Source organism: Mesorhizobium sp. M1A.F.Ca.IN.022.07.1.1, from assembly GCF_003997575.1.
Lineage (GTDB): Bacteria > Pseudomonadota > Alphaproteobacteria > Rhizobiales > Rhizobiaceae > Mesorhizobium.
In genome coordinates, this window is record NZ_RZST01000075.1 from 1 (window position 1) to 19210 (window position 19210).

General features: G+C 64.9%; 19 protein-coding genes and 1 pseudogene. 5 read left to right on the forward strand and 15 right to left on the reverse strand.

All coding sequences use genetic code 11. From position 1 onward, the window contains the following. Together EOA75_RS34500 and EOA75_RS11365 are read left to right on the forward strand one after the other, a co-directional pair. Positions 1-186, forward strand: a 186-nt coding sequence (locus EOA75_RS34500; protein WP_206516992.1) for a hypothetical protein, incomplete at its 5' end; no start/stop codon positions are given. Between the two features lie 107 nt (positions 187-293). After that, positions 294-1328 (forward strand): aspartate-semialdehyde dehydrogenase, encoded by a 1035-nt coding sequence (locus EOA75_RS11365; RefSeq protein WP_127324271.1) that lies wholly within the window; start codon positions 294-296, stop codon positions 1326-1328. Positions 1329-1578: 250 nt separating this feature from the next. Here EOA75_RS11365 and EOA75_RS11370 read toward each other — a convergent pair whose 3' ends face one another. Continuing rightward, on the reverse strand, positions 1579-1986 hold the full coding sequence (locus EOA75_RS11370) for an ACT domain-containing protein (RefSeq protein WP_127324272.1): 408 nt from the start codon (positions 1984-1986) through the stop codon (positions 1579-1581). Between the two features lie 141 nt (positions 1987-2127). Here EOA75_RS11370 and EOA75_RS11375 point away from each other — a divergent pair, with 141 nt between their 5' ends. Beyond that, positions 2128-2538, forward strand: coding sequence for a DoxX family protein (locus EOA75_RS11375; protein WP_067323620.1), 411 nt, complete (start codon positions 2128-2130; stop codon positions 2536-2538). A 235-nt stretch (positions 2539-2773) separates the two neighbouring features. Next, positions 2774-3037: a YMGG-like glycine zipper-containing protein gene (locus tag EOA75_RS11380; protein ID WP_066991674.1), complete on the forward strand. Its 264-nt coding sequence runs from the start codon at positions 2774-2776 to the stop codon at positions 3035-3037. A 77-nt stretch (positions 3038-3114) separates the two neighbouring features. Here EOA75_RS11380 and rpsP read toward each other — a convergent pair whose 3' ends face one another. The 5 genes from rpsP to EOA75_RS11410 all read right to left on the reverse strand — a co-directional run bounded on the left by rpsP (position 3115) and on the right by EOA75_RS11410 (position 7883). Further along, positions 3115-3516 carry a 30S ribosomal protein S16 gene (gene rpsP / locus EOA75_RS11385; RefSeq protein ID WP_066991677.1) on the reverse strand — a complete coding sequence of 134 codons (402 nt, stop codon included), beginning with the start codon at positions 3514-3516 and terminating at the stop codon, positions 3115-3117. Positions 3517-3623: 107 nt separating this feature from the next. Further along, positions 3624-3950 (reverse strand): chorismate mutase, encoded by a 327-nt coding sequence (locus tag EOA75_RS11390; protein ID WP_066991680.1) that lies wholly within the window; start codon positions 3948-3950, stop codon positions 3624-3626. 7 nt (positions 3951-3957) lie between these two features. Beyond that, positions 3958-5547, reverse strand: a complete 1590-nt coding sequence (gene ffh, locus EOA75_RS11395; protein WP_127324273.1) for a signal recognition particle protein — start codon at positions 5545-5547, stop codon at positions 3958-3960. Between the two features lie 385 nt (positions 5548-5932). Further along, positions 5933-6874 carry a glycosyltransferase gene (locus tag EOA75_RS11405; protein ID WP_127324274.1) on the reverse strand — a complete coding sequence of 314 codons (942 nt, stop codon included), beginning with the start codon at positions 6872-6874 and terminating at the stop codon, positions 5933-5935. Positions 6875-6941: 67 nt separating this feature from the next. Next, the gene (locus EOA75_RS11410; protein ID WP_127324275.1) at positions 6942-7883 is read right to left on the reverse strand and encodes a CPBP family intramembrane glutamic endopeptidase; all 942 of its coding nucleotides are present in this window, start codon (positions 7881-7883) and stop codon (positions 6942-6944) included. A 258-nt stretch (positions 7884-8141) separates the two neighbouring features. Here EOA75_RS11410 and EOA75_RS11415 point away from each other — a divergent pair, with 258 nt between their 5' ends. Then, positions 8142-9206, forward strand: a complete 1065-nt coding sequence (locus tag EOA75_RS11415) for a TraB/GumN family protein (protein ID WP_067324628.1) — start codon at positions 8142-8144, stop codon at positions 9204-9206. A 545-nt stretch (positions 9207-9751) separates the two neighbouring features. On the opposite strand, the gene lpdA is transcribed toward EOA75_RS11415, so the two are convergent. The 9 genes and pseudogenes from lpdA to sucC form a co-directional block, all read right to left on the reverse strand. Beyond that, positions 9752-11158: a dihydrolipoyl dehydrogenase gene (gene lpdA / locus EOA75_RS11425; RefSeq protein WP_095799604.1), complete on the reverse strand. Its 1407-nt coding sequence runs from the start codon at positions 11156-11158 to the stop codon at positions 9752-9754. Between the two features lie 24 nt (positions 11159-11182). Continuing rightward, on the reverse strand, positions 11183-11938 hold the full coding sequence (locus tag EOA75_RS11430) for a glucose 1-dehydrogenase (protein ID WP_127324276.1): 756 nt from the start codon (positions 11936-11938) through the stop codon (positions 11183-11185). Next, the gene (locus EOA75_RS11435) at positions 11935-12357 is read right to left on the reverse strand and encodes a hypothetical protein (protein WP_245307513.1); all 423 of its coding nucleotides are present in this window, start codon (positions 12355-12357) and stop codon (positions 11935-11937) included. Before EOA75_RS11435 ends, EOA75_RS11430 begins: the two co-directional genes overlap by 4 nt. 124 nt (positions 12358-12481) lie before the next feature. Then, positions 12482-13774, reverse strand: coding sequence for a 2-oxoglutarate dehydrogenase complex dihydrolipoyllysine-residue succinyltransferase (gene odhB, locus EOA75_RS11440; protein WP_127324277.1), 1293 nt, complete (start codon positions 13772-13774; stop codon positions 12482-12484). Between the two features lie 51 nt (positions 13775-13825). Continuing rightward, positions 13826-16813, reverse strand: coding sequence for a 2-oxoglutarate dehydrogenase E1 component (locus tag EOA75_RS11445; RefSeq protein WP_127324278.1), 2988 nt, complete (start codon positions 16811-16813; stop codon positions 13826-13828). A gap of 126 nt (positions 16814-16939) precedes the next feature. After that, positions 16940-17842 (reverse strand): succinate--CoA ligase subunit alpha, encoded by a 903-nt coding sequence (sucD, locus tag EOA75_RS11450; protein WP_067323640.1) that lies wholly within the window; start codon positions 17840-17842, stop codon positions 16940-16942. 12 nt (positions 17843-17854) lie between these two features. Further along, positions 17855-18352 (reverse strand): DUF1579 family protein, encoded by a 498-nt coding sequence (locus tag EOA75_RS11455; protein WP_127217126.1) that lies wholly within the window; start codon positions 18350-18352, stop codon positions 17855-17857. A 3-nt stretch (positions 18353-18355) separates the two neighbouring features. After that, positions 18356-18727 (reverse strand): cupin domain-containing protein, encoded by a 372-nt coding sequence (locus EOA75_RS11460; RefSeq protein WP_127217125.1) that lies wholly within the window; start codon positions 18725-18727, stop codon positions 18356-18358. Between the two features lie 5 nt (positions 18728-18732). After that, positions 18733-19210 (reverse strand): annotated as a pseudogene (gene sucC / locus EOA75_RS11465) (succinate--CoA ligase subunit beta); the annotation flags it as partial.

Here is a 19210-nt window from a genome sequence, read left to right on the forward strand (position 1 = left end):
CCAATTGACTCTTTACGCAAAGCGCGTAAAAGCCGGCAGCGAACGGGATCGTCTTCAATGCGCGGCCATTTGGCTCTTCTGGCATTCGATGCCCCCAGCCACGATGCACAGCATTGGGCCGGGCGTTTCGACGCGTCCGTCCGTTCTCGCAAAACTACGGCCAAAACCACCACCAAAACGGTGTGATTCCCTTGGCCTAACCACCCTCTCCCGGGTTCGGCCCGGGGGACAGAACCCGCATGAGGCCGGCGGGTTTTCTCCAACAACCAAGCGGAGAGGGACAGGAGATTTCGATGAGTTTCAAGGTTGCGGTAGTCGGCGCCACGGGCAATGTGGGCCGCGAAATGCTCAACATTCTGGACGAGCGCGGCTTCCCGGCGAGCGAAGTGGTGGCATTGGCCTCGCGCCGCAGCCAGGGCACCGAAGTGTCCTTCGGCGACCGCACGCTGAAGGTCAAGGCGCTCGACACCTACGATTTTTCCGACACCGACATCTGCGTCATGTCGGCCGGCGGCAACGTCTCCAAGGAGTGGTCGCCCAAGATCGGCAAGCAGGGCTGCGTCGTCATCGATAATTCGTCGGCCTTCCGCTACGACCCTGACGTGCCGCTGATCGTGCCGGAAGTGAATCCGGACGCGGTCGCACTCTTCTCGCGCAAGAACATCATCGCCAATCCGAACTGCTCGACGGCGCAGCTCGTCGTGGCGCTGAAGCCGCTGCACGATGTCGCCACCATCAAGCGCGTCGTCGTCGCCACCTACCAGTCGGTCTCCGGCGCCGGCAAGGAAGGCATGGACGAGCTGTTCACGCAGACCCGCGCGGTCTTCGTCGCCGACCAGGTCGACGTCAAGAAGTTCACCAAGCGCATCGCCTTCAACGTCATCCCGCATATCGACGTCTTCCTCGACGACGGCTTCACCAAGGAAGAGTGGAAGATGGTCGCCGAGACCAAGAAGATGCTCGATCCCAAGATCAAGCTGACGGCGACCTGCGTGCGCGTGCCGGTGTTCATCGGCCACTCGGAAGCCGTCAACATCGAGTTCGAGAAGCCGATCACCGCCGACGAGGCGCGCGAGATCCTGCGCGAGGCTCCCGGCTGCCAGGTCTTGGACAAACGCGAGAATGGCGGCTACATCACGCCGCTCGAGTCGGCCGGCGAGGACGCCACTTTCATCTCGCGCATCCGCGAGGATTCGACCGTCGATAACGGCCTGTCGATGTGGGTCGTCTCCGACAATCTGCGCAAGGGCGCGGCGCTCAACGCCGTCCAGATCGCCGAGCTGTTGGTGGAGCGGGGCCTGATCCAGCCGAAGAAGAAGGCGGCTTAATTTCGCTCACGGGCGGCACCGCCGCTTCGCGGCTGGCCCTCCGCGAGGGCGCCGGACGACCGGCGGCCCGCGGTCGCGGGCTCGGCCTTCGGCCGTTGGGTTCTCGCTCACGGGCCGCGCGTCGCGGGCGCCCTTCCGCCGATAGCTCTCTTGTCCCCGTTCACGGGAAAGGTCGCGGCAGGAGGATGAGGGTGGCGCCGGAATATCCAGGTGTGACGAGCGATGCCCGCTGCTTCCATGTGCTGAGGCGCTAGCCACTGCTCTCCGCAGCCAGTTGCCGCAGGAGGCCGAGCGCCTCTTCCGCCCGCTCCGCCGGGACGAACAGATGGTCGTGATAAAAGGCCGAGACCGGATTGACGCCCATGCCGGCAGCGGCGAGCCGCGTCGTGATCGCGGCCAGAAAGCCGACGGCGTCGAGCGACGAATGGATGTCGAGCGTGATCATCCGGCAGCGGAACGTGCCGGCGAGGCCGGCTAGCTTCGCTTGGTCCTCCGTCACGATCAGCGTCAGACCTTCCCGCTCGCGAAACTGCATGACCGGGTCAAGACCGTGCGGCACGGCCACACCCGGCGCCAGCGTCGCGAAAACATGGACATCGGGGAGCAGTTTCGGCGTCATCGACGCCAGTAGGCTTTGGAGATTGGTCTCGCCGGTCATTCTCTCTCCTTCGGGCATGCATTCTCACTCAATCATGCGTTCGAAAAAAGCGCACCGGCCCTTGTCGGATCGCCGCCCTGCCCGCCGTCCTTGGCTCGAAGCTGGCAAAACAGCCAGGCTCCAGCCAAGGAGGGAACACCAATGAGCATTTCAGAAACCGCTCCCGTCTCGAACGGCGCCCTGTGGACCGGGCGCGCGCTTAGCGCCATTGTCATCCTTTTCATGATCTTCGACGGCGTCATCAAGCTGCCGCCGCTGCAGATCGTCACCGAGACGATGGCGCAGCTCGGCTGGCCGGAGGACCCAAACACCGCGCGGCTGCTCGGCATCGTCGGCCTGATCTCGACTGTGCTTTATGCGCTGCCGCGCACGTCCGTGCTCGGCGCCATCCTGCTCACCGCCTATATGGGCGGCGCCATTTCCACGCATGTGCGCATCGGCAACCCGCTGCTCTCGCACACGCTGTTCGGCGTCTATCTCGCTGTTGTCCTGTGGGGCGGGCTCTATCTGCGCGACCCCAGAGTGCGCGCGCTGATCCCGTTCAGCCGCTGAGCCGGTTCGTTCTGGTGATTCCACCGGCTGCGGCGACCGCAAGGCTTCGAAGCCGGGTTGCCAAGCTGCGTTACCGAACGCTAATTCGTCAGCACTCTCAATGCTGTCGAGGCCGGCTGGCGCAACCCGCGCCTGCCTTCGAAACAGCAATATTCGTTCCCTTCGGGATCAAATTAGCCGTTTGCGAGTTAAAGCTTGGCGGCGAGGACGGCGATCCCGTGAGAGAGGAACTGAAATGAAGAAAGCGATTACCATTCTGGTGCTGACGGTGGCGCTGGGCGCCTGTTCGCAGACGGAAAAAGGAGCGGCGATCGGCGGCTTGGGCGGTGCTGCGGTCGGAGCGGCCGTCGCCAATGACCCGGTCGAGGGCGCAGTGGTCGGTGGCGCTGTCGGCGCCGTGGCAGGCGCGTTGATCGGCCGTGCCAGCGAAAGCGGCAAGTGCCGTTATCGGGACCGCTACGGGCGCGTTTATATTGCTCGTTGCCCGTCGGGATATTGAGGTATCAACAGGCCTGACCAAAAGAACGGCGGGGTTGGCCCGCCGTTCTTTTGACCTGTTTTGACCGGGGGCCGAGACTACTCGGCGGTCGCGGCTTCCGCCTCGGCGGGTGCTGCGGACGCGGCCGCAACGGCAGCGGCGGCGTCTTCCTGGGCCTTCTTCAGCAGGGCTGCGCGCTCCTGCGCCTTCTTGCCCGGCAGGGCCTTGTTCGGGTTCGAGCGGGCCGGACGCTTGGCGATGCCGGCCTCGTCGAGAAAGCGCAATACGCGGTCGGTCGGCTGGGCGCCGTGCGAGAGCCAGTGCTTGACGCGGTCGGCATCGACCTTCACGCGTTCGCCGTCCTTCGGCAGCAGCGGGTTCCACGAGCCGAGCGCCTCGATGAAACGGCCGTCGCGCGGCGAACGGGCGTCGGCGACGACGACGTGGTAATAGGGACGCTTCTTCGAGCCCGCACGGGCCAGTCTGATCTTCAGTGCCATTCTTTATCTCCTAACAAGCTCTGAGTTCGTTGATTGGGTTGCGGCTTTGGCCTTGTGCAAGTCATAATCCCAAGACCGCTGCGCAGTTTGGGCGACATGCACCAGCTTCAGCCGGTTTTCGTCACGCCGTTGTTAGCGGCGATCTGTTCGTGATGCCGGATGACTTCGCGGATGACGAAGTTCAGAAATTTCTCCGCAAAATCCGGATCGAGATGCGCATCCTTCGCCAGTTGGCGCAGGCGGGCGATCTGCTGCTGCTCGCGCGCCGGGTCGGCTGGCGGCAGGCCATGCTCGGCCTTCAGCACGCCGACCGCCTTGGTGCAGCGGAAGCGCTCGGCCAGCATATGAATGAGGGCGGCGTCGATGTTGTCGATCGAAGCGCGGTAGCCCGCCAGAACGGCGCGTGCCTCGGCCATATCCTTCTCCTCGTTCATCGCCCCCTCACTTCTTCTTGCCAAGGCCAGGCAGCCCGCCGCCGCCGAGACCGGGAAGGCTCGGCAGTTTCATGCCGCCGGGCAGGCCCGGCAACCCGCCGCCGGGAAGTCCGCCGGGCAGTCCACCCGGCAGGCCTTTGCCGAGACCGGCAGCCTGGGCCTGCTTCTGCAAGGCCTCCAGCTGCTTCGGGTCCATCTTGGAAAGGTCGGGCATGCCGCCGCCGGGCATCATGCCGCCAAGGCCCATCTTCGAAGCCAGGCCTCCCATCATGCCGCGCATCATGCCGCCGCCTTTGCCCTTGCCGCCCATCGCCTTCATCATGTCGGCCATGCCGCGATGCATCTTCAAGAGCTTGTTGATCTCGGCCGCGTCGGTGCCGGAGCCGGCGGCGATGCGCTTCTTGCGCGAGTGCTTCAAGATATCGGGGTTGGCGCGCTCGGCCTTGGTCATCGAGGAGATGATGGCGAGCTGCCGGCGGAACATCTTGTCGTCGAAGCCGGCCGCGGCGAGCTGGTCCTTCATCTTGCCCATGCCGGGCATCATGCCCATGATGCCGCCCATGCCGCCCATTTTCGACATCTGCTGAAGCTGCGCGGCAAGGTCGTTCAGGTCGAACTTGCCTGACTGCATCTTCTTGGCCATCGCCGCCGCCTGCTCGGCGTCGATGGTCTCGGCGGCCTTCTCGACTAGGCTGACGATGTCGCCCATGCCGAGGATGCGGTCGGCGATGCGCTTGGGGTGGAATTCCTCCAGCCCGTCCATCTTTTCGCCGGTGCCGATCAGCTTGATCGGCTTGCCGGTGACGGCGCGCATCGAAAGCGCGGCGCCGCCGCGGCCGTCGCCGTCCATGCGGGTCAGCACCAGGCCGGTGATGCCGACGCGCTCGTCGAAGCTTTTCGCCAGGTTGACCGCGTCCTGGCCGGTCAGTGAGTCGGCGACCAGCAGGATTTCGTGCGGCGACGACACCTTCTTGATGTCGGCCATCTCGACCATCAGCGGCTCGTCGATATGCGTGCGGCCGGCCGTGTCGAGGATGACGACGTCGTGGCCGCCGAGCTTTGCCGCCTGCACGGCGCGCTTGGCGATATCGACCGGGCTTTGGCCGGCGATGATCGGCAGCGTGGCGACCTTGGTCTGCTCGCCAAGCTGGCGCAGCTGCTCCTGCGCGGCCGGACGCCGCGTGTCGAGCGAGGCCATCAGGATTTTCTTGTTCTGACGCTCGGTCAGCCGCTTGGCAATTTTGGCCGAGGTCGTTGTCTTGCCGGAACCCTGCAGGCCGACCATCATGACGACGACGGGCGCGGGCGCGTTGAGGTCGATAGCGACGCCCTCGGCACCGAGCATATCGACCAGCTCGTCATGGACGATCTTGACGACCATCTGTCCGGGCTTGATCGACTTCAGCACCGCGGCGCCGACCGCCTTCTCGCGCACCTTGTCGGTGAAAGAGCGAACCACCTCGAGCGCCACATCGGCCTCAAGCAGTGCCCGGCGCACCTCGCGCAACGCCGCAGAGACGTCCGCCTCCGACAGCGCACCGCGGCCGGTCAGGCCGTTCAGGATGGAGCCAAGGCGCTCTTGCAGGGACTCAAACATTGATCAGACCGCCGTGCGAGAGCGCCTTGGATTCATGCCGATCGCTGTCGGGCCTGCGGCCCTCCACGCCTCTTGTGCGCTCCTGCAGTGATTCAAACATCTTGCTTCCTTCGATCTCGGTTCATTCGACCCGAGAGGTAGTGCGTTCGCGCCGGGTCGCCAAGCCAAAGCGCAAAGCCAAAAAGCACCCGGGGGCGCACCGCGCTGCCGGGTGTTGGCCTCCAGGATCGGTTTACAGCTCTCGCCTCAAAGAGGCTTCGGCGTCCTGGTCGGCTTTCGCGGAGAGGGTCTCGTCGCGGAATTCGTGCGCGTCTAGACAGGAAATCGGCGGCGGAGTCAAGGCTGGGGTCGTTTTGAAGAGCAAGACACCGCGCCCAAAGGGGGTTCAGGGCAGCTTTTCGCCGTCCAGGATGCGCGTATAGAGATCGAGATAGCCGTTTGCCGTCTTGGCGATGGGAAATCGCGCGGCGGCGGATGCACGGCACTGCTCAGGGGACAAGCCGGCGATGTCGGCCAAGGCCTTGGCGAACTCGGCATCGGTGTCGAAGAGGCGACCGGTGGCGCCGTCGACGATTTCGGGCAGCGCGCCGCGCCGTGTCGTCAACACCGGCGTGCCGCAGAGCATCGCTTCGACCGGCGCCATGCCGAACGGCTCTTCCCAGGCGATCGGGTTGAGAAAAGCTCTGGCTTCTCCCAGCAGGCGCAGCTTCTCGTCGCTGTCGACGACGCCGTGGTAGCGGAAGCGGCGGCCGAGGCTCTTGAAGAAGACACCCTGGCGTCGAACCTTGGTGCGCTGCAGGAGCTGCCAGCGCGAGCCGCCGGCGATATCGAGGTGGAAATCGAAGGCACGGGCGAGATCGACAGCCCGGTTGAGGTTCTTGCCGGCGCGGGCGATGCCGGCCAGAAACAGGAGCCTGCCCGTCTTGCGGGCGGACAGCCGATAGGCGTCGACCGGAAAGCCGTTGTGGACGAAGGTTTCCCGCCCATGGTTGCGCGCATGGCTGGCGCTGACGAAGTTCCAGTTTGGCCTGTTTTGCGTGAATTTCGGGTCGAAGCCGTGCATCGTATAGAGCGCCGGTCGCGAAATCTCGATGTACCAGCCATTGAAATGCACGATGTCGGTGTCGGCCGGGATCGCAGCGCGGCATTCAGCGGCCGAAGAGGCCTGCCGCACTTCGCACAGCGGATGGCTCGAGCCGCGAGCGGCGATCAGGACCACCTTGTGGCCGAGACGCGAAAGCTCTGTTGCCAGCCAGTCGACCTGCCGCTCAGTGCCGCCATAGCCTTTGCAGGGAATGGTGCGTTCCGCCACCAGCGTGATGCGCATCAGGCGAGCCCATCGGTTTTCTGGTTGACCACGGTTTGATCAAGAAACCGGTTTCCGCTTTTTTGGATCATGGCTCGTCCGGCCCGACCTTCAGGGGGGAGCGGCGATGCAGAAGCAGGAGCATCGTCAGCAGCGTGCTTACGATGCCGATCGCGGCGATGAGAACGGCGTCCCAATTGGTCCAGCCGGGGCCTTCCAGCGGCTTGGCGTTGAACAGGGCGAAGGAATTGTAGCTCTGCTGGTGCGAGATCAGCAGGAAGCCGATCAGATTGTTGCCGAGATGGGCGCCGAATGCAGCGCCGAGATTGCCGGTCACATAGACCAGCAGCGTCAGCAGCAGCGCGAAGGCGGCGATCGAGACCAGCACGCTGGCATTGATGGCAAGCGTCGAGGCCGGGCTCCAATGCAACGCGGTGAACAGAAGCCCCGGCAGCGCGGCCCAGATCAGCGGGCTGCCAAAGCGGCTGGCGAGGCCACGCAGCAGATAGCCACGGAACAGAGCCTCCTCCGATGAGGTCTGCAGAAAGGCGAGCGGCACGATCGCGAGAAGCAAGAGCAGCCAGGACGAGAACGCGATCGATCCGCGGACGATCTCCGGCTGCAGCCAATAAAGCAGCACCTCGGAGAACAAGGAGGTTGTCAGAACCGCGACCAGGCCTTTGAGAAACCCGCCGCGCGAGATGCGGCGGTCTGGGCCGATCAGCGCCGAGAGCGGCTCGCCATGAACCAAACGCATCGCGGCCCAAAGACCGATCCAGATGCCGGCAAAGGACGCCAGCGCGGTGAGGATGCCGGCGGGAGAGGCAAGGAAATCCTGGATCGGCTGTCCGGTCGCCGGGCCCGGGAGGCGCAAGACGATGAAGGCGGCGGTGCCGGCGACGAGCACGACCAGCGTCACGGCGAGCCAGAAGAGAACGACGATCGCCGTTCCGAGCAGGAGCCGGAGCAGGGTGGTTTTCTCGTTCGGCGAGCGCCGGTAGCGCTCGAAGGCGGCGTTGTCGATGATCACACGGGGTCCCCTGCCGGGCGCTTTACGGTCGCATGATCTAGGGGATCGGCGTTTTCGGCGCAATCTCTCCCGTCAGATCCAGCAACCAGTTGGGCCGCTCGACCGCGGGGATCATCGAAACTGGCGGCAGATCAGCCACGGCCTTCCATCGGCGCCGGGCCACCCGTCTAACGCTGCCGCCGGGAATCCGAGCCGGTCGACAACAATTTCGGCTCTCGATTAATCGTTTTGCCGCTTTTTGCCCTTAAGAAGCTTGCCATGAAACGCGTTATCGCCATCGCCGACCGCGCGGCCCTCGTCTCGTTGAAGCTGCTCGCAGCGCTCAACCTGCTGTTTTTCCTTTCGTTCCTGCTCGTGCTGCTGCTGGCCGGCCGCGCGCATGCCGAAGCGCCCGCCTGCGGCGGCAGCGACCTGCTGGCGGGTCTTGCAAAGAGCGATCCCGCCGCCTTCAAGAAGGTCGAGACCGAAGCCGCCGCCGTTCCAAACGGCCGGGGGCTGTTGTGGAAGCTCGAGAAACCAGGCGAGGAGCCGTCCTATCTCTTCGGCACCATGCACATGACGGACGCGCGCGTCACCACGCTGCCTGCCGCGGCCCAAAAAGCCTATGAAGGCGCCGACACCATCATCATCGAAACCACCGACGCCCTCGACAAGGCCAAGATGATGGCCGCCATGGCCGCCGAGCCTGGCCTGATGATGTTCACGGACAACACGACGCTGTCCTCGCTGCTGTCGCCCGAGGATGCGGCAGTACTGAACAAGGGGCTCGATGCACGCGGCATTCCGCCTCTGACGGTGGCCAAGATGAAGCCGTGGATCCTGTCGGCCATGGTGGCGCTGCCGGCCTGCGAGGTGGCGCGCCAGAGCGCCGGCGCGCCGGTGCTGGACGTCAAGCTGGCCGCCGACGCCAAAGCGTCCGGCAAGGACGTCGAGGGGTTGGAAACCGCCGTCGACCAACTGCGCGCCATGGCTTCGCTGCCGCTCGCCTACCACATGAAGGGGTTGGTCGAGACGCTGAAGCTCGGCGACAAGGTGAACGACGTCAACGAAACCATGATCGTGCTCTACCAACGCGGCGAGGTCGGCATGTTCTGGCCGCTGTTTCGCACCGTGCTGCCCGACACGGCGGACGACCAGGCCGGCTATGCCGCCTTTGAGCAGACCATGATCACCAGCCGCAACAAGGTCATGGTCGCGCATGCCATGCCGATTCTGGCCAGGGGCAATGCCTTCATGGCGGTCGGCGCGCTGCATCTGCCCGGCCCTGACGGACTGGTCGAAGATTTCCGCAAAGCGGGGTATAGTGTTACCGCCGTCAACTGAGTCGTCTGGCGGCTGGGGAGCGGAAAATGCCGGTTTTTCAGCGCTTTCCGTCCGCCTGCGTGAAACCCATTAGGGGATCCGCGCGTTGATGGCTGCTATTTGATGCCTTTCATTCCAAGGAGGACACGTTTCATGGCGAACCCTAACGACCCCTACACCCCGTCGAGCACGCCGCCCTCGAGGGGCGGTGGTGGCGGCAGCGGGTGGCTGATCGCCCTAGTTGTCATTATCCTGGCCATTGTTGCGTATTATGTTTTTGGCAGAACCGGTGGCGAGCACGCCCCCGCGACTTCCGAGCCGCCGGCCGCGACGACGCCGGCCCCGGCGCCTGCAACGCCTGAACCTGCGCCCGCAACGCCTGCTCCAGCTCCGACGCCAGCCCCGGCACCCGCGCCCACTCCGACGCCTGCCCCGGCTCCGGCACCTGCGCCGTCTCCGTGATCAGGCTATAGCTCCACGACGAACGGCCCGCCGAAAGGCGGGCCGTTTTTGTTTAACTACACCTTTGCCATCCTCGGGCGTTCGGCGCCGGCCGTGACGAGCACCTAAATATGGATCGGCTTGAAGAACGTGGCCAGCGCCGCTTCCTTGACCGCCTCCGACATGGTCGGGTGGGCATGGCAGGTGCGGGCGAGGTCTTCCGAGGAGCCGCCGAACTCCATCAGCACCGCCGCCTCGTGGATCATCTCGCCGGCGCCGAAGCCGACGATATGAACGCCGAGCACGCGGTCGCTCGCCTTGTCGGCGAGGATCTTCACGAAGCCGTCGGTGTGCAGCATGGCCCGCGCGCGGCCATTGGCGCTGAAAGGGAACTTGCCGACCTTGTAGTCGATGCCGGCCTTTTTCAGCTCCTCTTCGGTCTTGCCGACCGAGGCGATTTCGGGACTGGTGTAGACGACGCTCGGGATAACGTCGTAGTTCACATGACCGGCCTGGCCGGCGATCGTCTCGGCTACCGCCACGCCCTCGTCCTCGGCCTTGTGCGCCAGCATCGGCCCGGCAATGACGTCGCCGATGGCATAGATGCCGGGCACGTTGGTCCTCAGATGCCCGTCGGACTTGACCCGGCCGCGCTCGTCCATCTCGACGCCGGCTTCTTTCAATCCAAGGCTGTCGGCATAGGGGCGGCGTCCGGTCGCGACCAGCACGACATCGGCCTCGATCGTTTCCGCCGCGCCGCCCTTGACCGGCTCGAACGTCACGCTGGCGCCCTTCTTGGATTTGGCGACGCCGGTGACCTTGGCGCCGAGCTTGAACTCGAAGCCCTGCTTGGACAGCAGCCGCTGGAATTGCTTCGAGACCTCGCCATCCATGCCGCCGAGGATGGTGTCGAGGAACTCGACAACCGTGACCTTGGCGCCGAGCCTGGCCCAGACCGAGCCGAGCTCGAGCCCGATGACGCCGCCGCCGACCACCACAAGACTGCCCGGCACCTTGGCCAGCGACAGCGCGCCGGTCGAGGACACGATCACCTTCTCGTCGAAGTCGACCTTGACACCCGGAATGCCGGCGACGTCGGAACCGGTGGCGATGACGATGTTCTTGGTCTCGATCTCCTCGACCTTGCCGCCCTCGCCGGTGACCGACACCTTGCCGGCGCCGATCACCTTGCCGGTGCCGCGGAACGAGTCGATCTTGTTCTTCTTGAAGAGAAAAGCGACGCCGTTGACGTTGGAGGCCACGGTCGCATCCTTGTGCGCCAGCATCTTCTTCAGATTGAGTTTTGGCGCGCCGACCTCGATGCCGAGCATATCGAAGGCATGACCGGCTTCGGCGAACATCTCGGAGGCGTGGAGCAGGGCTTTCGACGGGATGCAGCCGATATTGAGGCAGGTGCCGCCGAAGGTGGCGTTCTTCTCGACCACCGCTGTCTTCAGGCCGAGCTGTGCCGCCTTGATGGCGCAGACATAGCCGCCCGGTCCCGATCCGATGATTACGACGTCATAAGCCATGATGGTGTCCTTCTGGTCTGGCCTTCAGCGGCCGCCGCTCACATTCAGGATCGCGCCCGTTATATAGGAGGCCGCGTCCGACAAAAGGTAGAGAACCGCGCTCGCGACCTCGTCGGCCGTGCCCGCGCGCTTCAGCGGCAGCAGATCCTGCATCCGCGCCACGCGCTCGGGCTGGCCGCCGGAGGCATGGATGTCGGTTTCGGTGATGCCTGGACTGACGGCATTGACGCGGATGCCTTCCAGCGCCACCTCGCGCGCCAGACCAACGGTCAGCGTGTCGATCGCGCCCTTGGAAGCGGCGTAGTCGACATATTCGCCGGGCGAGCCCAGTCGTGCCGCCGCCGAGGACAGATTGACGATGGCGCCGCCCTTGCCGCCGTGACGGGTCGACATGCGCTTGACGGCCTCGCGGGCGCAGAGGAAGGAGCCGACGACGTTGATGCGCATCATACGCTCGATCCGCTCGGCGCTCATCTCATCGACACGCGCCTTGACGTCGACGATGCCGGCATTGTTGACGAAGGCGTCGAGCCGGCCGAAGGCCCGGTCCACCGCCTCGAACATCGCCACCACATCGGCCTCGTTGCCGACATCGCCCCTGACCGCGAAGGCCTCGCCGCCCGCGGCTTCGAGCTCGGCGACGAGCGCCTCGGCGGCGGCCCGGTTGGAGACATAGTTGATCGCCACCCCATAGCCTGCCCGACTGGCCTGCCGGCATATGGCAGCGCCGATGCCGCGGCTGCCGCCGGTGACCAGCAGCGTCTTCTTGTCGGCATTCATTCCTGGCAGCCTTTCAGGGCAAAGACGTCCCACGGTACTTTTGAGAAGCCCGCCGGACCATAAGCGGCTGACATTTCGAGCGACGGTCCGAGATCGGGAAAGATCAGGCTCTTCGGCGCATCCGCGCCCTCGGCCGGCAGCAGACCCACGACGCCCTTCTCATCGGCGCTATAGATCACGCCTTCCCAGACCGTGCAGGCGGCGAGCTCCTCGCCGGTGACGTCGCCGGTCGGGCATTTGTACATCAGCGAGCCGTGCGGCCGCCCGGCGGAGCCCTCGGTCCACATGGCGATGCCGTCGAGCACGGTATTGTTGTCGAGTATCATGCGGAATGTGTTGGCGATCGTCGCCGAGGTACCCGTCGGGCTGAAATCGATCTCGGCGCCGCTTTTCGCCTCGCCATAGGCGGCAAGCTGGATCGGGCAGGCGGCCTGGGCATCGGCTGCTACGAGAGCCGCACCGGCGGCAAGCGCGACCGGCCTCGCGGTGCTGAGCCAACGGGCCTTCACTCGCCGCCCCGCCCGCGAGCCTTCATGCTCCACCTCAGAGATCGAGCACCAGCCGCTCGGGATCCTCCAGGCTTTCCTTGACGCGGACGAGGAAGGTCACCGCTTCCTTGCCGTCGACGATGCGGTGGTCGTAGCTGAGCGCCAGATACATCATCGGCCGGATGACGATCTGGCCGCCGACCACCACCGGCCGCTCCTGGATCTTGTGCATGCCGAGGATGCCGGACTGCGGCGCATTGAGGATCGGCGTCGACATCAGCGATCCATAGACGCCGCCGTTGGAGATCGTAAAGGTGCCGCCCTGCATGTCGGCAACCGAAAGCTTGCCGTCGCGCGCGGCGAGGCCCAGCCGGCCGATCTCCTTCTCGATCTCGGCGATGGAGATCTGGTCGGCATCGCGCACGACCGGGACCACCAGGCCCTTGTCGGTGCCGACGGCGACGCCGACATGCGCAAAGTTCTTGTAGATGATGTCGGCGCCGTCGATCTCGGCATTGACCGCCGGGATCTCCTTCAGCGCATGCGTGACGGCCTTGGTGAAGAAGCCCATGAAGCCGAGCTTCACGCCATGCTTCTTCTCGAACACGTCCTTATACTTGGCCCTCAGCGCCATCACCGCGCTCATATCGACCTCGTTGAAGGTGGTGAGCATGGCGGCGGTCGACTGCGCCTCCTTGAGCCGGCGCGCGATCGTCTGGCGCAGCTTGGTCATGCGCACGCGCTCCTCGCGCGAAGCATCGTCGGCCGTCGACGGCGCGCGGGCCGCGACCGGTGCGGGAGCAGGAGCAGGAGCCGCTTTCGGCGTCTCGGCCGGCTGCGATGGCGCGCCCTTGGCGATGGCATCGAGGACGTCGCCCTTCAGCACTTGGCCGCGCTTGCCGGAGCCCGTCAGTTGCTCGACCGAGAGATTGTGCTCGGCGATCAGTTTGGCCGCGGCCGGCGCCGGCGGCATGGTGCGCGGCTCGACCGGCCCGGCGTCGCCGGCCATCTTGGCGGTTTCGGCGGCGGCCTGCTTGGTCGTGGATGCGGCGTCCGGACTGGAGGCCTGCGCCACCGCCTGCGGCTTGGTGGCGGGAGCGGCGGCTGCGCCGCCGGCCGAAATCGAGCCGAGCAGCGCCCCGACATTGACCGTCTCGCCTTCCTTGACGGTGATCTCGGAGAGCGTCCCGGCGCCCGCGGCGGGCACCTCCACCGTCACCTTGTCGGTTTCGAGCTCGACCAGCGGTTCGTCGGCGGCGATCGCGTCGCCGACCTTCTTGAACCACTTGCCGACGGTCGCCTCGGTGACGGATTCGCCGAGAGTGGGGACGCGGATTTCGGTAGCCATTGTGCCTGTCCGTTCTCTTGTCTTCTTGAGGTCAGTTTGGTCCGGGTCTGCTTATTCGCCCAGCGCGTCGTCGAGCAGGGCGGAAAGCTGGCTGAGATGCTTCGACATCAGCCCGGTGGCCGGCGAGGCCGAGGCCGGCCGGCCGGTATAGCGCACCCGCTGATGCTTGGCATCGATATGCGCCAGCACCCATTCGAGATAAGGATCGATGAACGACCAGGCGCCCATATTCTTGGGCTCCTCCTGGCACCACACCATCTCGGCGTTGCGGAAACGCGACAGCTCGGTGATCAGCGCCTTGGCCGGGAACGGGTAGAGCTGCTCGACGCGCAGCAGGTAGATGTCGATGATGCCGCGCTTCTCGCGCTCCTCATAGAGGTCGTAATAGACCTTGCCGGAGCAGAGCACGACGCGGCGGATCTTGGAATCCTTCACTAGCTTGATCGGCTGGTCGGCCAACAGCTGCGCATCGTCCCACAACAGGCGGTGGAACGAGCTTTCGCCCGCCATCTCCGACAGCGTCGACGCCGCCCGCTTGTGGCGCAGCAGCGACTTCGGCGTCATCAGGATCAGCGGCTTGCGGAAGTCGCGCTTCAGTTGCCGGCGCAAGATGTGGAAATAGTTAGCCGGCGTCGTGACGTTCGCCACCTGCATGTTGTCCTCGGCGCAGAGCTGCAGGAAGCGTTCGAGGCGGGCCGAGGAATGCTCCGGCCCCTGGCCTTCATAGCCGTGCGGCAGGAGGCAGACGAGGCCCGACATTCTCAGCCACTTGCGCTCGCCGGACGAGATGAACTGGTCGAACACCACCTGGGCGCCGTTGGCGAAATCGCCGAACTGCGCTTCCCAAAGCGTCAGCGCCTTGGGCTCGGCAAGGCTGTAGCCATATTCGAAGCCGAGCACCGCCTCTTCCGAGAGCATCGAGTTGATGACTTCGTAGCCGGCCTGGGCCGCAGACAGATTGTTGAGTGGAATGTAGCGCGTCTCGTCACGCTGGTCGTAGAGCACGGAATGGCGCTGCGAGAAGGTGCCGCGCTCCGAATCCTGGCCGGAGAGCCGGATCGGATTGCCGTCGAGCAGGATGGCGCCGAAGGCCAGCGCCTCGGCGGTCGACCAGTCGATGCCGTCGCCGGATTCGATCGCCTGGCGGCGGTTCTCGAGGAAGCGCAGGATCGTCTTGTGCGCCTCGAAATCCTTCGGCACCTCGGTCAGCTTCTTGCCGATTTCCTTCAGCGTGCGGACCGGCACCGCGGTCTTGCCGCGCCGCTGTTCGTCCTGGTTGTCGGCCGTGCGCAGGCCGGACCAGGCGCCGTCAAGCCAGTCGGCCTTGTTCGGCTTGTAGGACTGGCCGACTTCCCACTCCTGTTCCAGATGCGCGCGCCAGTCGGCCCGCATCTTGTCGACCTCGGCCTGGGTGATGTGACCCTCGGCGATCAGCCGATCGGCATAGACCTGCACAACCGTCTTATGGCTGCGGATGTTGCGGTACATGATTGGCTGCGTGAAGGACGGCTCGTCGCCTTCATTGTGGCCGAAGCGGCGGTAGCAGAACATGTCCACCACCACCGGTTTGTGGAACTTCATGCGGAATTCCGTCGCCACCTTCGCGGCATGCACCACCGCTTCCGGATCGTCGCCGTTGACGTGGAAGATCGGCGCTTCGATCATCTTCGCCACATCCGACGGATAGGGCGAGGAACGCGAGAAGCGCGGATTGGTGGTGAAGCCGATCTGGTTGTTGATGATGAAGTGCAGCGTGCCGGCGACGCGGTGGCCGCGCAGGCCGGAGAGCCCGAACATCTCCGCGATCACGCCCTGGCCGGCAAACGCCGCGTCGCCATGCAGCAGCAGCGGCATTACCTTGGCGCGCTCGGACAGCGGCACGATCTCGCCGCGCTCGCGGCCAGCGAGCTGGTCCTGCTTGGCGCGCGCCTTGCCCATCACGACCGGGTCGACGATTTCCAGGTGCGAGGGGTTGGCCGTCAGCGACAGGTGCACTTTGTTGCCGTCGAACTCGCGGTCCGAGGAGGCGCCGAGATGGTACTTCACGTCGCCCGAGCCCTCGACGTCGTCGGGAGCGGCCGAGCCGCCCTTGAACTCGTGGAAGATGGCGCGGTGCGGCTTGGCCATGACCTGCGAAAGCACGTTGAGACGGCCGCGATGGGCCATGCCGAGCACGGCCTCCTTCAGGCCGAGCTGGCCGCCGCGCTTGATGATCTGCTCCAGCGCCGGGATCAGCGATTCGCCGCCGTCGAGGCCGAAGCGCTTGGTGCCCTTGTACTTGACGTCGATAAATTGCTCGAAGCCTTCGGCCTCGACCAGCTTCGACAGGATCGCCTTCTTGCCGGTGGCGGTGAAGGTGATCTCCTTGTCGGCGCCCTCGATGCGCGCCTGGATCCAGGCCTTCTCCTCGGGGTCGGAGATGTGCATGAACTCGACGCCGAGCGTCGAGCAATAGGTGCGGGTGAGGATATCCAGCATCTGCCGGATGGTGCCGAACTCGAGCCCCAGCACATTGTCGAGGAAGATCGGCCGGTCGTAGTCGGCTTCGGTGAAGCCGTAATTCTCCGGCGACAGCTCGTTATAGTCCTCGAGCGGCTTGGCGATGCCCAGCGGGTCGAGATTGGCGTGCAGGTGGCCGCGCATGCGAAAGGCGCGGATCATCATGATGGCGCGCACGGAATCGCGCGTCGCCTGGTGAACGTCCGCATCGGAAAGGGCCGCGCCGTTGACGACCGCCTTTTCCTTCACCTTCTTTTCGATGTGCTTTTCGACCAGGCCCCAATTGCCGTCGAGCGCCGAAACCAGCTCACCATTGGCCTGCATCGGCCAGGACGGCTTCGCCCAGGAAGCGCCCTTGGCGTTCTTGCGCACGTCGCCCGCGTCGTCCTTCAGCGCGGCGAAGAAGTCCTGCCATTCCGGATCGACGGAGCCGGGGTTGTCCTCATAGGCGGCATAGAGCGCGTCGATATAGTCGGCATTGCCGCCATAAAGGAACGAGGTGAGCGAGAATTGGTCGTTGGCCTGATCTTGTCTTGCCATTTTCGTCTGCGGAGCCTGGCTCCGTCTCCTTTTGTGGAAGGGAGTAGGGGAGTAAGGCAGTAGGGGAGTAGGGCATTTTTGCCGCTGATCTTTCCCTGCTGCCCTATTCGCTTACTCCCTACGCCCTTAACCTTTGATCGCCTCGACCAGCGTCGTGCCGAGCCGCGCCGGTGACGGCGAAACCTTGATGCCGGCCGATTCCATCGCCGCGATCTTGTCTTCCGCGCCGCCCTTGCCGCCGGAGATCACCGCGCCCGCATGGCCCATGGTGCGGCCGGCGGGCGCCGTGCGCCCGGCAATGAAGCCCGCCATCGGTTTCTTGCGGCCGCGCTTTGCCTCGTCCTTCAAGAACTGCGCGGCGTCTTCCTCGGCCGAGCCGCCGATCTCGCCGATCATGATGATCGACTTGGTCTCGTCGTCGGCGAGGAACATCTCGAGCACGTCGATGAACTCGGTGCCCTTGACCGGGTCGCCGCCGATGCCGACAGCAGTGGTCTGGCCGAGGCCGACATTGCTGGTCTGGAAGACCGCTTCATAGGTAAGCGTTCCCGAGCGGGAAACAACGCCGACCGAGCCCTTGCGGAAGATGTTGCCGGGCATGATGCCGATCTTGCATTCGTCGGGGGTCAAAACTCCCGGGCAGTTCGGGCCGATCAGCCGCGAGGAGGAGCGGTCGAGCCGCGCCTTGACCTTGACCATGTCCATAACCGGGATGCCCTCGGTGATGCAGACGATCAGCGGGATCTCGGCCTCGATCGCCTCGATGATCGCTTCGCCCGCGCCCGCCGGCGGCACATAGATGACGGAGGCGGTGGCGCCGGTCTTCTCCTTGCCCTCGGCGACGGTGGCGAAGATCGGCAGGGTCTCTCCCTTCGCGCCGGTCCAGGTCTCGCCGCCCTTCTTCGGATGGACGCCGCCAACCATCTTGGTGGCGTGATAGGCCAGCGCCTGCTCGGTATGGAAGGTGCCGGTCTTGCCGGTCAGGCCCTGCACCAGCACCTTGGTATTCTTGTCGACGAGAATGGACATCGCGCCCCTTTTCTAAAAACCGTTGATCGAGGAAGGCGAAACGCGCCGGTAGAGGCCGCTCACCATGTCTTGCCAGGCGTCGCTGCCGGCGGGCTTGAAGTGCAATCGCATGCGGTAAGTATCAGTGCCGTCAAAGCTGTAAGTCACGCGAGCCGAGCCGCGCGGCGACGACCGTTCCAGCACAAGCTCGTTGCCGTTCCATGTGCCCGTAGCCGGTGAGACCGGCACGAAACCCATCGAGTCGAACTGATGCATGGTGACGACGTCGTTCGGCTGATCGAAGCCGAACACATTATGCGCGCCGAACGAGATCGTGCCGTCGCGGCGCTGACGGTAGCGCTGGACCACGAACTGGCCGCCGAACTGCGCGTCCGCAAGCACTTCCGAAGTCGCGGCGCCGGCATCGGTCCATTGCGTCGCCGCGACATCTTCCTCGCCACGCCACGCGCCGACCAGCGCCTGCAGGCGCTGGTGATCGGCCGAGAGGGATGAGAAAGGCGTCGCGTTCATGGCTCAGAGCCGCTTCAGATCGGTGACGGTGAGGTCGCTTCGGGCATTGCCGGTGTTGAGGGTGGTCGCCGGCTCGAACATAAGCACCACGGGCTCGACAGTCAGCGACCGCGGCCGATGCTCGACGCCGCGCGGCACGACAATGAAATCGCCCTCGCCGAGTTCGACCGGCCCGTCGCGGAAATCGATGGCGATCTTGCCGCGCAGCACGAGGAAGGCCTCGTCCTCGTCATCATGCGCGTGCCAGTCGAAAACCTCGCCGAACTTGGCGACCTTGGCTTGGCTGTCGTTGACGTCGCCGGCGATGTGCGGATCGAAGACCTTGGCGATCTTCGCATCCGCCGCCTCGACCAGATTTATCTTGCGCGGAGGCATCCGCTTTAGCCCTTCACCGCCTTGACGATCTTCTTGGCCGCGTCGTCGAGGTCGTCTGCCGAGACGACGTTCAAGCCGCTGTCATTGATGATCTTCTTGCCGAGCTCGGCATTGGTGCCTTCCAGCCGCACGACCAGCGGCACCTTCAGCCCGACTTCCTTGACCGCGGCGATCACGCCCTCGGCGATGACATCGCACTTCATGATGCCGCCGAAGATGTTGATCAGGATGCCTTCGACCGCCGGATCCTTGGTGATGATCTTGAAGGCCGCCGTCACTTTCTCCTTCGAGGCTCCGCCGCCGACATCGAGGAAGTTGGCCGGCTCGGCGCCGTAGAGCTTGATGATGTCCATCGTCGCCATCGCGAGGCCGGCGCCGTTGACCATGCAGCCGATATTGCCCTCGAGCGCGACATAGGCGAGGTCGTATTTCGACGCCTCGATCTCCTTCTCATCCTCTTCGGTGGTGTCGCGCAGCTCCATC

Bases quoted from the DNA above. Each gene is read 5' to 3' on its own strand.
- EOA75_RS11365 (WP_127324271.1), top strand. From the start codon at position 294: ATGAGTTTCAAGGTTGCGGTAGTCGGCGCCACGGGCAATGTGGGCCGC.
- EOA75_RS11370 (WP_127324272.1), bottom strand. From the start codon at position 1,986: ATGACCGGCGAGACCAATCTCCAAAGCCTACTGGCGTCGATGACGCCG.
- EOA75_RS11375 (WP_067323620.1), top strand. From the start codon at position 2,128: ATGAGCATTTCAGAAACCGCTCCCGTCTCGAACGGCGCCCTGTGGACC.
- EOA75_RS11380 (WP_066991674.1), top strand. From the start codon at position 2,774: ATGAAGAAAGCGATTACCATTCTGGTGCTGACGGTGGCGCTGGGCGCC.
- rpsP (WP_066991677.1), bottom strand. From the start codon at position 3,516: ATGGCACTGAAGATCAGACTGGCCCGTGCGGGCTCGAAGAAGCGTCCC.
- EOA75_RS11390 (WP_066991680.1), bottom strand. From the start codon at position 3,950: ATGAACGAGGAGAAGGATATGGCCGAGGCACGCGCCGTTCTGGCGGGC.
- ffh (WP_127324273.1), bottom strand. From the start codon at position 5,547: ATGTTTGAGTCCCTGCAAGAGCGCCTTGGCTCCATCCTGAACGGCCTG.
- EOA75_RS11405 (WP_127324274.1), bottom strand. From the start codon at position 6,874: ATGCGCATCACGCTGGTGGCGGAACGCACCATTCCCTGCAAAGGCTAT.
- EOA75_RS11415 (WP_067324628.1), top strand. From the start codon at position 8,142: ATGAAACGCGTTATCGCCATCGCCGACCGCGCGGCCCTCGTCTCGTTG.
- lpdA (WP_095799604.1), bottom strand. From the start codon at position 11,158: ATGGCTTATGACGTCGTAATCATCGGATCGGGACCGGGCGGCTATGTC.
- EOA75_RS11430 (WP_127324276.1), bottom strand. From the start codon at position 11,938: ATGAATGCCGACAAGAAGACGCTGCTGGTCACCGGCGGCAGCCGCGGC.
- odhB (WP_127324277.1), bottom strand. From the start codon at position 13,774: ATGGCTACCGAAATCCGCGTCCCCACTCTCGGCGAATCCGTCACCGAG.
- EOA75_RS11445 (WP_127324278.1), bottom strand. From the start codon at position 16,813: ATGGCAAGACAAGATCAGGCCAACGACCAATTCTCGCTCACCTCGTTC.
- sucD (WP_067323640.1), bottom strand. From the start codon at position 17,842: ATGTCCATTCTCGTCGACAAGAATACCAAGGTGCTGGTGCAGGGCCTG.
- EOA75_RS11455 (WP_127217126.1), bottom strand. From the start codon at position 18,352: ATGAACGCGACGCCTTTCTCATCCCTCTCGGCCGATCACCAGCGCCTG.
- EOA75_RS11460 (WP_127217125.1), bottom strand. From the start codon at position 18,727: ATGCCTCCGCGCAAGATAAATCTGGTCGAGGCGGCGGATGCGAAGATC.